Source organism: Pseudocitrobacter vendiensis (genome assembly GCF_943590815.1).
In the GTDB taxonomy this organism is placed as follows: Bacteria; Pseudomonadota; Gammaproteobacteria; order Enterobacterales; family Enterobacteriaceae; genus Pseudocitrobacter; species Pseudocitrobacter vendiensis.
In genome coordinates, this window is sequence record NZ_CALSBS010000016.1 from 84,656 (window position 1) to 99,825 (window position 15,170).

Here is a 15,170-nt window from a genome sequence, read left to right on the forward strand (position 1 = left end):
ACGATAATGCCTCTTTCTGAGTCAGTAGAGGCATTCAAATTTAACGCAGTCGCCCTCTCGCCAGATTCAGCCGCGATTCGCTCATTTGCATCGCGTTCTGGCTGACATGGCAGTGGGTGATGGCAATGGCCAGCGCATCGGCGGCATCGGCCTGTGGATTCGCGGGGAGCTTCAGCAGCGTGCGCACCATGTGCTGCACCTGGCTTTTCTCCGCGCTACCAATGCCCACGACGGTCTGCTTGACCTGACGGGCGGCATATTCAAATACCGGGAGATCCTGATTCACCGCCGCGACAATTGCCACGCCGCGCGCCTGCCCCAGCTTTAACGCGGAGTCGGCATTCTTCGCCATAAAGACCTGCTCAATGGCAAAATAATCAGGCTGGAACTGGGTGATGATTTCGCTGACGCCAGCGTAGATTAGCTTCAGACGGGACGGCAGATCATCCACCTTAGTTCGAATGCAGCCGCTACCGAGATAGGTAAGCTGCCTGCCAACCTGGCGGATGACGCCGTAACCGGTGATGCGTGAGCCGGGGTCAATCCCGAGAATAATCGACAACACGCACCTCCGGTTGTTGAGTGAACGGCTCCATTACAGAGTCGCTGCTACCTCATCAGAGATCTCACCGTTATGGTAGACTTCCTGCACATCGTCGCAGTCTTCCAGCATATCGATCAGACGCAGCAGTTTCGGCGCAGTTTCTGCATCCATATCTGCCTTGGTCGATGGGATCATGGAGACTTCTGCTTCGTCGGCTTTCAGGCCAGCCGCTTCCAGCGCATCACGTACCGCGCCCATCTCTTCCCATGCGGTGTAGACGTCAATGGCACCATCGTCGAAGGTCACAACGTCTTCGGCACCCGCTTCCAGCGCCGCTTCCATGATCGCGTCTTCATCACCTTTCTCGAAGGAGATCACGCCTTTTTTGCTGAACAGGTAGGCAACGGAACCGTCAGTGCCCAGGTTACCACCGGTTTTGGTGAACGCATGACGCACTTCCGCTACGGTACGGTTACGGTTGTCAGACAGACATTCAACCATCACCGCAGTACCGCCAGGGCCGTAACCTTCATAAATGATGGTTTCCATGTTCGCATCATCATCACCGCCCACGCCACGTGCGATAGCGCGGTTCAGGGTGTCACGCGTCATGTTGTTAGACAGCGCTTTATCAATTGCCGCACGCAGACGCGGGTTGGAACCAGCGTCGCCACCGCCCAGACGCGCAGCCGTTACCAGCTCACGAATGATTTTGGTGAAGATTTTACCGCGCTTGGCATCCTGTGCCGCTTTGCGGTGTTTGGTGTTGGCCCATTTACTATGACCTGCCATAAATATTTCCTCAAAAAGCGCGCCCTATCAGGCGGCGTTAATTACAAACTCTTCAATCGCCTGCCGGTTGCTCCACGACTTGGTTAAGGCCGCGGCGTCCACAGCATTAACCCAGCGGTAGGTCAGATGTTCAGTGAACACGATCTCCCGTTCGTGAGGGAGCGCAAGGCAAAACCAGGATTCGGTATTGCGCATGACCCCCGGCGCATAGCGATGACGTAAATGACTAAAAATTTCAAACTCCACCGTACGCTGACAATCCATAAGATTCAGACGCTCTGCGATAATATCGACAGAGACCTCTTCCTTTACTTCACGCGCGGCAGCCTGCGGCGCGCTTTCACCCTCTTCCACGCTGCCGGTAACCGACTGCCAGAAATCAGGATCATCACGCCGCTGTAGCATCAGCACCCGCTTCGTGTCCTCGGCATAAATCACCACGAGAATCGACACGGGACGCTTGAATGACATATTACTTGTTCTCCGCAGACTCTTTTGCTTCCTTCGCCACGACCTGAATGTTCAGTTCAGCCAGAGAAGCCGGATTCGCGAAGCTTGGCGCTTCAGTCATCAGACAGGCTGCTGCCGTGGTTTTCGGGAAGGCGATAACGTCACGGATGTTATCGGTGCCGGTCAGCAGCATGGTCAGACGGTCAAGACCGAATGCCAGGCCTGCGTGCGGCGGCGTACCGTATTTCAGTGCGTCGAGCAGGAAGCCGAATTTCTCACGCTGTTCCTGTTCGTTAATGCCCAGAATGCCGAACACGGTCTGCTGCATTTCACCACGGTGAATACGCACGGAACCACCGCCCACTTCATAGCCGTTGATAACCATGTCGTATGCGTTCGCTACCGCGTCTTCCGGTGCCGCTTTCAGTTCGTCAGCGGTCATGTCTTTCGGCGAGGTGAACGGGTGGTGCATCGCGGTCAGGCCGCCTTCACCGTCGTCTTCAAACATCGGGAAGTCGATAACCCACAGCGGCGCCCACATGGACTCGTCGGTCAGATTAAGGTCTTTACCCAGTTTCAGGCGCAGTGCACCCAGCGCGTCGGCAACCACTTTTTTGTTGTCCGCGCCGAAGAAGATCATGTCGCCGTCTTGTGCGCCGGTGCGCTCAAGAATCGCTTCTACGATTTCTGCATTCAGGAATTTCGCTACCGGGCTGTTGATGCCTTCCAGACCTTTTGCACGTTCGTTGACTTTAATATAAGCCAGACCTTTCGCGCCGTAGATCTTCACGAAATTGCCGTATTCGTCGATAAGCTTGCGGGTCAGTGCCGCACCACCAGGAACACGCAGCGCCGCAACGCGACCTTTCGGATCGTTTGCCGGGCCAGCGAAGACCGCGAACTCAACATCTTTCAGCAGATCAGCAACATCTACCAGTTCCATCGGGTTACGCAGGTCCGGTTTATCGGAACCGTAACGGCGTTCGGCTTCGGCAAAGGTCATGATCGGGAAATCACCCAGGTCCACGCCTTTGATTCCCAGCCACAGCTGACGAATCATCGCTTCCATGATTTCACGCACTTGCGGTGCGGTCATGAAAGAGGTTTCGACATCGATCTGGGTGAATTCCGGTTGGCGGTCAGCACGCAGGTCTTCGTCACGGAAGCATTTTACGATCTGATAGTAGCGGTCGAAGCCGGACATCATCAGCAGCTGTTTGAACAGCTGTGGAGACTGCGGCAGCGCGTAGAATTTACCTTTATGTACGCGAGACGGTACCAGGTAGTCGCGCGCGCCTTCCGGGGTCGCTTTGGTCAGCATTGGGGTTTCGACATCGAGGAAACCGTGATCGTCCATAAAGCGACGCACAAAGCTGGTGATTTTCGCACGGGTTTTCAGGCGTTGCGCCATTTCCGGGCGACGCAGGTCGAGGTAGCGGTACTTCAGACGCGCTTCTTCGGTGTTAACGTGGTTTGAATCCAGCGGCAGTGATTCTGAACGGTTGATGATGGTCAGATCAGACGCAAGCACTTCGATTTCACCGGTGGCCATGTCGGCGTTGACGTTCTTCTCGTCACGTGCACGCACGGTGCCGGTTACCTGAATGCAGAACTCATTACGCAGTTCGGAGGCCAGCTTTAATGCGTCGGCACGATCCGGATCGAAAAACACCTGCACGATGCCTTCGCGGTCACGCATATCAATGAAGATGAGGCTACCGAGATCACGACGACGGTTGACCCAACCACACAGAGTCACCTGCTGCCCAACGTGGGACGGTCGAAGCTGTCCGCAATATTCTGTACGCATGAGATATCCCTTAACTTAGCCGCAGGCACAACTGTCGCAGCTTTAGCTGAATGTCACTACTGGATGAAAAAAGGGGGCTATTATACTGGAAATTCTCGCTGGCGATAAGCCCGGCGCGCTTTATACGCACGTTTGCTGAACGCTTATTGCGCAGACTCACAAAAATTAACAAAATAGATCCCGCTGATAACCGTTCAGGCGTCGTAAGGTATTGCTCTGTTTGCCTGTTTAGATGAGAAACGTGATGTTGAATATTGACGTGAAAAAGACCGCACTGGTGATTATTGACCTGCAGGAAGGCATTTTACCCTTCGCGGGAGGCCCCCATTCTGCGAGTGATGTCGTCACTCGCGCCGCCCACCTCGCGGACAAATGCCGGGCAGTGGGTGCTCCGGTGGTGATGGTGCGCGTGGGCTGGTCTGCGGATTTCGCCGAAGCGCTGAAACAGCCGGTTGATGCGCAGGCTGGCGCACACGCGTTGCCGGACAACTGGTGGACCTACCCGCAGGCGCTGGGCAAACAAGAGCGCGACATTGAAGTCACTAAACGCCAGTGGGGCGCATTTTACGGCACCGACCTGGAGTTACAGCTACGTCGTCGCGGCATCGATACCATTATCCTGTGCGGTATTTCCACCAACATTGGCGTGGAATCCACCGCGCGCAACGCCTGGGAACTGGGCTTTAATCTGATCATCGCTGAAGACGCGTGCAGCGCCGCCAGTACGGAGCAACACCAGGGCAGCATGACGCATATTTTCCCGCGCATCGCCCGCGTGCGCAGCACTGAGGAGATAGCTCAGGCGCTATGATTTATATCGGTCTGCCGCAGTGGTCACATCCCAAATGGGCGCGCCAGGGCATTAGCGGGCTGGAGGATTACGCCCGTTACTTTAACTGCGTCGAGGGGAATACCACGCTCTATGCCCTGCCGAAAGCGGAAATCGTCACCCGCTGGCGCGAGCAGACCGGCGATGATTTTCGCTTCTGTTTTAAATTCCCGGCGACCATTTCCCACGAAGCAAAACTTCGTCACTGCGATGACCTGACTACGGAATTTTTTCAGCGGATGTCGCCGCTGGAAGACAGGATTGGGCAATACTGGCTCCAGTTGCCCGCCACCTTCGGCCCCCAGGATCTTCCCGTTTTATGGGCTTTCCTCGACGGCCTGCCGAAAAATTTCACCTATGGCATTGAAGTGCGCCATCCGCAGTTTTTCGATAAAGGTGCAGCCGAACAGCAACTGAATCGTGGATTGATTGAACGCGGCATCAATCGCACGATCCTCGACAGTCGACCGGTGCATGCCGCCATGCCACACACCGAGGCTATCGTTGACGCACAGCGTAAGAAACCGAAAGTGCCGGTTCACGCTATTGTTACCGCCGGTAATCCGATGGTCCGGTTTATCGGTAGTGATGATATGACGCAGAATCAGTCATTTTTTGCCGCCTGGCTGAAGAAACTTCCCGAGTGGGCAACCACCACAACGCCGTATCTGTTCTTGCACACACCGGATATTGCACAGGCGCTGGAGCTGGTGAACACCCTCTGGCATGACCTGCAAATCGCACTGCCGGAAGTGGGTTCTGCGCCCGCGATCCCACAACAATCTTCTCTTTTTTGATATTCCTACCTATCATAGTGAATGCCATCTGCCAGCGAGAAAGGGAGTTTGTATGGTAAGTGCGCTTTATGCCGTACTGGCCGCACTGTTGTTGATCAAGTTTTCCTTCGACGTCGTTCGTCTGCGCATGCAATATCGCGTTGCCTACGGTGACGGCGGTTTTAGCGAACTGCAAAGCGCGATTCGTATTCACGGTAATGCGGTGGAATATATTCCCATCGGCGTCATTTTATTGCTGTTTATGGAAATGAACGGTGCGGAAACCTGGATGGTTCACCTGTGCGGCATTTTGCTGCTGGCAGGCCGCCTGATGCATTATTACGGTTTTCATCATCGCCTCTTCCGCTGGCGTCGCTCTGGCATGAGCGCGACCTACATTTCGCTTCTGCTCATGGTACTGGCAAATCTGTGGTATCTGCCGTGGGAGTTGGTTTTCTCACTCCGTTAGCGCACAATACGCCGTTTTCGTTTTTTCGGATTTTACGTTATGTCTCACCGCGACACGCTTTTTTCTGCGCCAATTGCCCGTCTCGGCGACTGGACCTTTGATGAACGGGTAGCCGAAGTCTTCCCGGATATGATCCAACGTTCCGTCCCCGGCTATTCCAATATCATCTCGATGATCGGTATGCTGGCGGAACGTTTTGTCCAGCCAGCAACCCATGTCTACGATCTCGGCTGCTCGCTGGGTGCGGCAACGCTCTCCATTCGCCGAAATATCGCCCATGAGAGCAGCAAAATTATCGCGGTGGATAACTCCCCGGCGATGGTGGAACGCTGCCGTCGCCATATTGACGCCTATAAAGCGCCAACGCCGGTTGAGGTGATTGAGGGTGATATCCGCGATATCGAGATTGAGAACGCCTCGATGGTAGTCCTCAACTTTACCCTGCAATTTCTTGAGCCCGCTGAACGTCAGGCGCTGCTGAATAAAATCTACAAAGGGTTAAATCCTGGCGGTGCACTGGTGCTGTCGGAGAAATTCAGCTTCGAAGACGCCACCGTCGGCGAACTGCTGTTTAATATGCATCACGACTTCAAGCGGGCCAACGGTTATAGCGAACTGGAGATCAGCCAGAAACGCAGCATGCTGGAAAACGTGATGCTTACCGATTCTGTCGAAACCCATAAAGCGCGCCTGAGCCAGGCTGGTTTTGAACACAGCGAACTGTGGTTCCAGTGCTTTAATTTTGGTTCGCTGGTGGCATTGAAAGCGGGAGCGGCGGCATGATCGAATTCGGCAATTTTTACCAGCTGATTGCGAAAAATCACCTCTCCCACTGGCTGGAAACGCTACCCGCGCAAATTGCCACCTGGCAGCGCGATCAGCACGGTTTGTTTAAGCAGTGGTCCAACGCCGTTGAGTTCCTGCCGGAAATCACCCCGTGGAAACTCGACCTGCTGCACAGCGTAACCGCCGAGAGTGAAACGCCGCTCAGCGACGGGCAAATCAAACGCATTGATACGTTGATGCGCAATCTGATGCCATGGCGCAAAGGCCCCTACTCCCTTTATGGCGTGAATATTGATACCGAATGGCGCTCCGACTGGAAATGGGAACGCGTACTGCCGCACCTTTCCGACCTCACCGGACGCACTATTCTGGATGTCGGCTGCGGTAGCGGTTATCACATGTGGCGCATGATTGGCGCCGGCGCGCATCTGGCGGTCGGTATCGACCCCACACAGTTGTTCCTGTGCCAGTTTGAAGCGGTGCGTAAATTGCTGGGGAATGACCAGCGTGCACACCTGCTGCCGCTCGGCATTGAACAGCTTCCAGCGCTGAAAGCCTTTGATACCGTGTTCTCAATGGGCGTGCTGTATCATCGCCGTTCGCCGCTGGAACACCTCTGGCAGTTGAAAGATCAACTGGTGAGCGAAGGTGAGCTGGTGCTGGAAACGTTGGTGGTTGAAGGTGACGAAAATACGGTGCTGGTGCCGGGCGATCGCTACGCGCAGATGCGTAATGTTTACTTTATTCCTTCCGCCCCGGCATTGAAGAACTGGCTGGAGAAGTGCGGCTTTGTTGATGTGCGTATCGTGGATATGTCCGTCACGTCCACCGAAGAACAGCGCCGGACCGAATGGATGGTAACCGAGTCACTGGCCGACTTCCTCGACCCGAATGACCCGACAAAAACGATTGAAGGTTACCCGGCCCCGCTGCGCGCAGTATTGATTGCAAAAAAACCTTAATTTCTTCACAACGCCTGATGCGCTTCGCTTATCAGGTCTACAAATCACCGTAGGTCGGATAAGGCGAAGCCGCATCCGACAATGCACCGCCTGCTCCATGCCTGATGTGCTTTGCTTATCAGGCCTACAAAACACCGTAGGTCGGATAAGGTGAAGCCGCCATCCGACAATTGCTCCCACCACTAATCCCCGTACAACCGGATGCTGAGAATGTTGGAAATCGATCTGCCGTTCCAGTGATACTCCAGGTGCTCGGTCTGGAGGATCTTCGTTACCAGACAAGGCCTGTACAGCACATAGCAGGTATGTCCGGCGTGGCGAACGGAGCAATAGTGAATGCCGTCAACGTTCAGCGCCTTTTGCTGCTGCGCAAACGCCTTCGACTGGCTGTAATCCGTGGCATGATAAATCGAAGAAGAGAGGTAAGGTTCCTGCGTGATATCCACCAGCGTGGCATCAAACTCGGTGTAAAGCACCCGCATCTGAACTTTCTGAGCCGGTTCGTTGGTGTAACCAAAAATGCGCTCCTGATGATACACCGTCTCTTTCACCGCCGTATCAAGCTGCGGCGCACAGTAATAACCGCCAAAATCTCCCGTCGTGAAACGTGCGCCCTCAGGATTCACATGCGTAAAAGCCGCCATGACATAGCTACAGCCATTAAGCCCAACAAGCCAGTCTTCTTTTGGCACTCGGGATAACGTGCCTACTTGCTCCTGTAACCGCTCATTGGTGATGGCTTCAACCGCCCATACGGCTTCTAATTCATCGCTACTGGCGACATCTTCGAATAAATCGATAGTGGGATAGCGGCTGGGGATAATGCGATAAGCCGTTGCACGTTCAAAGGGGATGAGGATGGGCGCATCATTCTTCACGCCATTCCCCCTCTCCACGCCTGAAGTCGCGTGGCAACTTCGTAAAGGTCGGCAACGCGACCGCCGCTCATCACGTCCATTGCTGAGCGCCCGGCGAAGAAAGGATGATTATTCGGTTTGCGCACCCAGCCGTAGATGCTGTCATCGGCAGTGAACAACACGCGCAGGCACTTATGAATGTTAAGGATGTAGCTCATCCGCTCAAGCGTATCTGCACTGAGGCGGATGCCACCGCTCACCTCTTTATATTTGTTCAATGTTGAACGCGAACTCACACCCAACAGTTTCAATTGTTCATCAGTACTGCATTGCCATTTATCCAGAATACGGAAGACAACGGGCAGCGCCTTACTGGTATCAATCGCATTATCTTCATGCTGTTTATTGACGATTGCCATCGTCCCCCCTCGCCTGTGCGGCTGCAACGCATATTTCATATACGAACAATAATAGTTCATTCGTTCATTTATGTACACTATCGAATATACCAGCGTTACACCGTCCGTGAGATAAAAAAAGGCCCCTGTTGAATTGGCAGGGGCCTGGTACAAGCAAACATCACATTGGGCGACATGATGCGCGGTAAAAATCGGTTATTCGGCGCGGCGCGCGATAATCGCCTTCATTTGCGCAACGGCGGTTGCGTCGACGGCATAGCGCGAATATTCATCCGCGTCCGGGTCTGTTGACATGGAGAGCCCCGGATTACGGTAACGCATTGCCGACGGGATCCACTGCCCGGCAGAGCTATGAACTTCCTTCACACCTGCCTCAAGAAACAGTTCAAGGTTGCTGGCCCTGACTCCTGCCCCCGCCATAATGATTGGAGCATCGGCACGAGCAATAAGTTCCCGAATTAATGAAAGACCTTTTTCCGCTGACGCTTTTTGCCCGGATGTCAGTACCCTTGCCACGCCCAGTTTTGCCAACGTATCAAAAGCTTGCTGAGGATCCGCGCACATATCAAAGGCGCGATGAAAAGTCACCGCCAGCGGGCCCGCCGCTGCCATAATTTGCTGCATCCGCGCGTTATCGACGTTACCATCTTCATCCAGCACGCCGATCACCAGACCAGGAAAACCCAGTTCTCGGACGGTGTGCACATCGTTGAGCATCGTCTGAAACTCACCGTCGGTGTAGCAAAAATCACCACCGCGCGGGCGAATAATTGGATGAACCGGAATCGACACCTGCTCTCGGGTGGATTTCAACACACCATAAGAAGGCGTCAGCCCGCCTTCCAGCGGCGCGGCACACAATTCGATGCGATCGGCACCGTTTTTTTCTGCGCTCAGCGCGCATTCCATGCTGTAACAGCATATCTCCAGCACTGCCATTCGATTCTCCATCACTCAAGCCTGTGCGGATCATGCCACGGTTAGTGGCTGTAGACCCCGCGTTACTTCACATTGTTACACTGCCTGCTCGCTGGCAACGATCGCTTCAATCGTCCAGGGGTGAAATTTGATGGTCACGTTACCGTCGGTAACGGCCAGAGTCGGATTAGGCAGACGCTCCTTCTCCCCTTTCGGCGAACTGGTTTTGACAAAAATTCCCGGCTGGCTTAGCCCGTCATCGCTCAATAATGCCAGGGCGCGGGCATTCAGGCTCTCTGGCTCTCCCGGCAGCACGATTTCAATATGCTCCCAGCCTTCGTGGGGATAGCGCTTTTCACCCGGCCAGGGAAGCTCGACCACGCTGAACTGCCAGTGCGCCACACAAACAGGCTCACGCAGTTTAAACAGGCAGATGGGGCGGCCATTGATGGTATTCTCTGAAAGCAGTTCACCGCACTGCTCCAGCCCGCGACGCCAGCGCTCAGCGGTGGCATTTTGGTGACAGCGGAGCGAAATATGGTCGGCATCGAGCGGGGCAATATGTAAACCCAGACGAGTGGACAGTTCTGTTAACGCCTGAATGAAACGCGGGAGATCCGCAGAAATATCCTTCAGTTCTTCAATTGTCTGCCAGTTAGCCATTTTCCCACTCCCGTTTGCAATAAAGGCGCTAATCTACCCTGTTGTTCGCAGTGAACCAAGACCGTCGACAACATGAGTGGTTATTCATTAATCGTGCAGGCGCATCTGGCGGTTTGTAACGCGTCCCTGATGCTGACGCCATCAGGCAAATGCAGTATACTCCCGCCTTAATTTATCCACACCCGACGCGGCTCTTAACGCGATGCCACGTCTTTCAATGTAAGGTATTTCGGTGAATATTCAGGCTCTTCTCTCAGAAAAGGTTAGCCAGGCCCTGATTGCGGCAGGCGCGCCTGCCGATTGCGAACCGCAGGTTCGTCAGTCAGCAAAAGTACAGTTCGGCGACTATCAGGCTAATGGCGTGATGGCGGTTGCGAAAAAACTGGGCATGGCGCCGCGACAACTGGCAGAGCAGGTCCTGTCTCACCTCGACCTTACCGGTATTGCCAGCAAAGTTGAAATCGCCGGCCCGGGGTTTATCAACATCTTCCTCGACCCGGCATTCCTGGCCGAGCACGTCAACAACGCGCTGGCCTCCGATCGTCTGGGAATTACCCAGCCCGCACCGCAAACCATCGTGGTGGACTACTCTGCGCCTAACGTCGCAAAAGAGATGCACGTGGGTCACCTGCGTTCCACCATCATCGGTGATGCCTCTGTTCGTACCCTGGAACTGCTGGGCCATAAAGTCATCCGCGCAAACCACGTTGGTGACTGGGGTACCCAGTTCGGCATGCTGATCGCGTGGCTGGAAAAACAGCAGCAGGAAAACGCCGGTGAAATGGAACTGGCTGACCTCGAAGGTTTCTATCGCGATGCTAAAAAACACTACGACGAAGACGAAGCGTTTGCCGAGCGCGCGCGTAGCTACGTGGTGAAACTACAGGGCGGCGATGAATATTTCCGTGACATGTGGCGCAAGCTGGTCGATATCACCATGACTCAGAACCAGATCACCTACAACCGTCTGAACGTCACCCTGACGCGCGACGACGTTATGGGTGAAAGCCTTTACAACCCGATGCTGCCGGGGGTTGTTGCTGACCTCAAAGCAAAAGGCATGGCTGTAGAGAGCGAAGGCGCAACCGTGGTGTTCCTTGACGAGTTCAAGAACAAAGAAGGTGAACCTATGGGCGTCATCATCCAGAAAAAGGATGGCGGCTACCTCTACACCACTACCGATATTGCCTGTGCGAAATACCGTTATGAAACCCTGCATGCCGATCGCGTGCTGTACTACATCGACTCCCGTCAGCATCAGCACCTGATGCAGGCGTGGACCATCGTGCGCAAAGCGGGTTACGTGCCGGAATCCGTTCCGCTGGAACACCACATGTTCGGCATGATGCTGGGCAAAGACGGCAAGCCGTTCAAAACCCGTGCCGGCGGTACCGTTAAACTGGCGGATCTGCTGGATGAAGCACTGGAACGCGCCCGTCGCCTGGTTGCCGAAAAGAACCCGGATATGCCTGCCGATGAGCTGGAAAAACTGGCCAATGCGGTCGGTATCGGCGCGGTGAAATATGCGGATCTCTCTAAAAACCGTACCACCGATTACATCTTCGACTGGGACAACATGCTGGCGTTCGAAGGTAACACTGCGCCGTATATGCAGTATGCCTACACCCGCGTGCTTTCCGTGTTCCGCAAAGCGGGCATTGAAGAGAGCGAACTGCTGAACGCAACGGTTGAGATTAAAGAAGATCGTGAAGCCCAGCTGGCTGCGCGTCTGCTGCAATTCGAAGAAACCCTGAACGTGGTTGCCCGCGAAGGCACGCCGCACGTCATGTGCGCTTACCTGTACGATCTGGCAGGTCTGTTCTCTGGCTTCTACGAACACTGCCCGATCCTGAGCGCAGAAAGCGAATCTGTTCGCAACAGCCGTCTGAAACTGGCGCTGCTGACCGCGAAAACGCTGAAAACCGGTCTGGATACGTTGGGTATTGAGACGGTAGAACGGATGTAATAATGAAACCCGGCATCAGCCGGGTTTTTCAATTGCAGCCATGGTGCGCGTTGTTCTTGCCGGATGCGGCGTAAACGCCTTATCCGGCCTACAAATTATGCAGAGACTCTGTAGGTCGGATAAGCGAAGCGCATCCGGCACGTTGCACCATCAAAAATACTTACGCAAATATTCCGTCAGACACAGAATCGCCATCGCCTGGCCATATGGCATAGAGGTCAGCGGGATCTCCCGATAGAAATCGAGATTCGAACCCATCCCGGTACCAAATGAGGTTTGCAGCAATTCCCCTTCCGGCGAGATGTGTTTCACAATTCCTTTAATCGCTTTTTCCGCCACTTCCGCATACTCCGCCCCGACGTAGCGCTTACGCACAGCCTTGAGAATCCCATAGGCAAATCCCGCTGTTGCAGAGGCTTCCAGGTAAGAGTTTGGATCGTCGAGCAGCGTGTGCCACAGGCCGCTTTCATCCTGGCATTTCGCCAGCGCGGCAATCTGCGCATTCAGTACCTGCACCAGATAACGACGCACAGCGTTGTTTTCCGGCAGATCCACAAGTTCCAGGAAGTCAGGGATCACAATCGTCAGCCAGCTATTGCCTCGCGCCCAGCGAGCGTTGGCAAAGTTATGCTGACCGTCATAGGTCCAGCCGTGGAACCAGAGACCGGTCTCCCGGTCCATCAGGTTCTGTACGTGGAGCAGGAACTGATATACCGCTTCTTCAACATATTCCGGGCGATTGAGCAATTTGCCAATTTTCGCCAGCGGCAGAACCGTCATCATCAGTGTGTCATCCCACATCTGTTGATGGTTTTCCTCCGCCAGCGTAATGTGCTGCATGCCGCCGTGATTAGTGCGTGGCATTTCGTTCATCGCCCACTCAGCCCAGCTATCCAGCCACGGCAGATACGCGGCGTTACCGGTCTCTTCGTAGCGATACGCCAGCGTCAGGAACGGCGCCATGGTGTTGACGTTTTTGGTGGTTGCGCCCTCGGCAAAGCGGTCAGCGAACCAGTTGTCGATGATGTCGCGCATCGCCACATCGCCGGTCTGCTGGAAGTACTGGTGAATACCGTACAGGCCGACGCCGTGCGTCCACTCCCAGCCCGCCCAGCCTTTGGTGTCAATCACTCGGCCATCGTCAAGGCGCAGCAGGAACTGACCTGTTTCATCCTTAATGTTGACCAGATTGTTGGTCACCGTCTGGATCAAACCCTTCAGTTCTTCCCGGGAGATAAAACGCTCCGGTTGACGTAATAACGCGCTGTGTTTTACCGGCCAAACTTTCATATCCATTAACCTCTGTGATAAGTCGAATTTAATGTGACACCCTGCTGAAGTGATGGCGCAGCAGGTTTGTTACGATTCAGATAACCAATATTGTTGTTGCCCCACAGGGATTCATACGGCATCCCTGCCAGCATTTCGACCGTGGCGCGGGCAGCCGGGGTGATGCTTTCCGGCATCGCGCGGCCCGACTCACGCATTTTCGCGGTCTCTTCACGCAGGACGCTGTGGGTTTTCAGATTCAGTTTGAAACGCAGGGAGACCAGGAAGCCGAAGGCCAGTACCAGAATGGTGCCGAAGCTTAAGATCATCAGAATAGTGTGGCTCACTTCCGGTGGCTGAACTTTCTGGCCAGAGACAAAGCCTGACATCTGCATGATGATACCCACCATCATAACCGCTCCCGCCTGAGACGCTTTACGTGTCAGGGTCATGATGCCCGCAAAGATACCTTCACGGCGCTGGCCGGTAATCACTTCATCGACGTCAGAAATATAGGTGTAGGTGTTCCACGGCACATAGTTGATACCACCGCGTCCCAGACCGGCAATGGCTGAAATCAGCAGCAACAGGGAATAAACATCGCTCATGCCCGCGTAATACAGCATCGCATAGGAGAGTGAACCGAGGCCAAACAGTATCACCACCATGCGGTAAGACGGCGCGGGCCCAAAGCGGATACACAGCGGGATCATGGCGATAACCGCGATAAACTGGAAGATAGCCATAGTGCCCAGCAGATTAGACGCCATGGAGGCTTCCTGCATCAGCACGAAGACCACGTAGTAGGTAAACACTGCGTTAAAGACGTCTTGTGCAATATAGCCACCGAGGTACATTCCCAGGTGCTGGCGGAAAATTTTAATCCGCAGTGTGGAGGTCAATTCGGTAATTAACCGGCTCATGCTCTGCGCAAATGTCAGGTGCTTTTTCTCTTCTTCCGCACGCAGCGCCGCCTCCGTCCACTCCTCACGCGGGCGCTCCCAGGTGAAGAACCAGACAAAGGTCAGCATCATCGCGCACAGCACCGAGAAGACCAGGCTTGCGTAGAAAAAGGAGATAGCGTTGTCTTTGCCGAAAGTGGTCAACAGAATGCCCGGCAGGAAAGAGGCCAGAATCGCCGACATCTGCGCCATAGAAATACGCGCGCCGGAGAACTTGGTTTTCTGTTTGAAGTCGTCGGTCATTTCCGGCACCAGGGTTTCATACGGCACCAGAATCATGGTGTAGACGATATCGAAGATCAGGTACGTCAGCAGGTAATACCAGAATCCCATGTCTCCGACCCACATGAAGGAGTAGCTGAAGACGCAGGGAATACCGAGCAGAATAAAGAACTTACGGCGACCAAAGCGCTTGCCAAGCCAGGTCGAACCGAAGTTATCGGTCAAGAAGCCCATCAGTGGACTGACAACGGCATCCAGCACGCGTGCCGTCGCGAAAATGAACGTGGCTTCAATCGGCGTTAAGCCGCAGAAGGTCGTGTAGAAGTAGAGCAGCCAGGCTGCGGTTAACGCAGTCGTGCCTGCGCCGAGAAAATCCCCTGACCCGTAAGCAAGGTAATTAGCCAAACCTATTTTTCGTGTTTTCATCGCCGTGGATCCTGTGTTTTTTACGGCCCCTCTCAGAAGACAAGAGAGGA

General features: G+C 54.4%; 16 protein-coding genes. 6 read left to right on the plus strand and 10 right to left on the minus strand.

Annotated elements, in window-relative coordinates:
- Nucleotides 1–40 precede the first annotated feature (40 nt).
- Genes ruvC through aspS form a run of 4 tightly spaced genes read right to left on the minus strand, consistent with a single transcriptional unit; the run spans nt 41 to nt 3,596 of the window.
- The gene (gene ruvC / locus NMC31_RS16675) at nt 41–562 is read right to left on the minus strand and encodes a crossover junction endodeoxyribonuclease RuvC (RefSeq protein WP_006176048.1); all 522 of its coding nucleotides are present in this window, start codon (nt 560–562) and stop codon (nt 41–43) included.
- A 33-nt stretch (nt 563–595) separates the two neighbouring features.
- Nucleotides 596–1,336, minus strand: coding sequence for a YebC/PmpR family DNA-binding transcriptional regulator (locus NMC31_RS16680; protein ID WP_015964020.1), 741 nt, complete (start codon nt 1,334–1,336; stop codon nt 596–598).
- Nucleotides 1,337–1,363: 27 nt separating this feature from the next.
- Nucleotides 1,364–1,807, minus strand: coding sequence for a dihydroneopterin triphosphate diphosphatase (gene nudB, locus NMC31_RS16685; protein ID WP_253898538.1), 444 nt, complete (start codon nt 1,805–1,807; stop codon nt 1,364–1,366).
- A 1-nt stretch (nt 1,808) separates the two neighbouring features.
- Entirely contained in the window at nt 1,809–3,596 is a 1,788-nt protein-coding gene (gene aspS / locus NMC31_RS16690) for an aspartate--tRNA ligase (RefSeq protein ID WP_253898539.1), read from the minus strand.
- 244 nt (nt 3,597–3,840) lie between these two features.
- On the opposite strand from aspS, the gene NMC31_RS16695 reads away from it, so the two are divergent.
- From NMC31_RS16695 to cmoB, 5 genes are read left to right on the plus strand one after another with little or no spacing between them, the layout of a single operon-like run.
- Entirely contained in the window at nt 3,841–4,407 is a 567-nt protein-coding gene (locus NMC31_RS16695; protein ID WP_253898540.1) for a hydrolase, read from the plus strand.
- Complete coding sequence (locus tag NMC31_RS16700) at nt 4,404–5,222, plus strand: DUF72 domain-containing protein (protein ID WP_253898541.1); 819 nt, start codon at nt 4,404–4,406, stop codon at nt 5,220–5,222. The genes NMC31_RS16695 and NMC31_RS16700 overlap by 4 nt, the downstream gene beginning before the upstream one ends.
- Nucleotides 5,223–5,274: 52 nt before the next feature.
- A complete protein-coding gene (locus NMC31_RS16705) occupies nt 5,275–5,670 on the plus strand; it encodes an MAPEG family protein (RefSeq protein WP_113857109.1) in 396 nt (131 codons plus the stop codon).
- Between the two features lie 39 nt (nt 5,671–5,709).
- Nucleotides 5,710–6,453, plus strand: coding sequence for a carboxy-S-adenosyl-L-methionine synthase CmoA (gene cmoA, locus NMC31_RS16710; RefSeq protein ID WP_253898542.1), 744 nt, complete (start codon nt 5,710–5,712; stop codon nt 6,451–6,453).
- Nucleotides 6,450–7,418 (plus strand): tRNA 5-methoxyuridine(34)/uridine 5-oxyacetic acid(34) synthase CmoB, encoded by a 969-nt coding sequence (gene cmoB / locus NMC31_RS16715; RefSeq protein WP_149462828.1) that lies wholly within the window; start codon nt 6,450–6,452, stop codon nt 7,416–7,418. The genes cmoA and cmoB overlap by 4 nt, the downstream gene beginning before the upstream one ends.
- Before the next feature lie 182 nt (nt 7,419–7,600).
- Here cmoB and NMC31_RS16720 read toward each other — a convergent pair whose 3' ends face one another.
- From NMC31_RS16720 to NMC31_RS16735, 4 genes are all read right to left on the minus strand, one after another.
- The gene (locus NMC31_RS16720) at nt 7,601–8,296 is read right to left on the minus strand and encodes an RES family NAD+ phosphorylase (protein WP_253898543.1); all 696 of its coding nucleotides are present in this window, start codon (nt 8,294–8,296) and stop codon (nt 7,601–7,603) included.
- Nucleotides 8,293–8,694 carry an MbcA/ParS/Xre antitoxin family protein gene (locus NMC31_RS16725; protein WP_253898544.1) on the minus strand — a complete coding sequence of 134 codons (402 nt, stop codon included), beginning with the start codon at nt 8,692–8,694 and terminating at the stop codon, nt 8,293–8,295. Before NMC31_RS16725 ends, NMC31_RS16720 begins: the two co-directional genes overlap by 4 nt.
- A 195-nt stretch (nt 8,695–8,889) precedes the next feature.
- The gene (gene cutC, locus NMC31_RS16730; RefSeq protein WP_253898562.1) at nt 8,890–9,633 is read right to left on the minus strand and encodes a copper homeostasis protein CutC; all 744 of its coding nucleotides are present in this window, start codon (nt 9,631–9,633) and stop codon (nt 8,890–8,892) included.
- Nucleotides 9,634–9,708: 75 nt separating this feature from the next.
- Nucleotides 9,709–10,275, minus strand: coding sequence for a VOC family protein (locus NMC31_RS16735; protein WP_253898545.1), 567 nt, complete (start codon nt 10,273–10,275; stop codon nt 9,709–9,711).
- Nucleotides 10,276–10,507: 232 nt separating this feature from the next.
- Between NMC31_RS16735 and argS the strand changes: the two genes are divergently transcribed.
- Nucleotides 10,508–12,241: an arginine--tRNA ligase gene (gene argS, locus NMC31_RS16740; RefSeq protein ID WP_253898546.1), complete on the plus strand. Its 1,734-nt coding sequence runs from the start codon at nt 10,508–10,510 to the stop codon at nt 12,239–12,241.
- 150 nt (nt 12,242–12,391) lie between these two features.
- Here argS and bglB read toward each other — a convergent pair whose 3' ends face one another.
- Both bglB and NMC31_RS16750 read right to left on the minus strand, forming a co-directional pair.
- A complete protein-coding gene (gene bglB, locus NMC31_RS16745) occupies nt 12,392–13,531 on the minus strand; it encodes a beta-galactosidase BglB (RefSeq protein WP_253898547.1) in 1,140 nt (379 codons plus the stop codon).
- 5 nt (nt 13,532–13,536) lie between these two features.
- Nucleotides 13,537–15,120: an MFS transporter gene (locus NMC31_RS16750; RefSeq protein ID WP_253898548.1), complete on the minus strand. Its 1,584-nt coding sequence runs from the start codon at nt 15,118–15,120 to the stop codon at nt 13,537–13,539.
- Nucleotides 15,121–15,170: the final 50 nt, after the last annotated feature.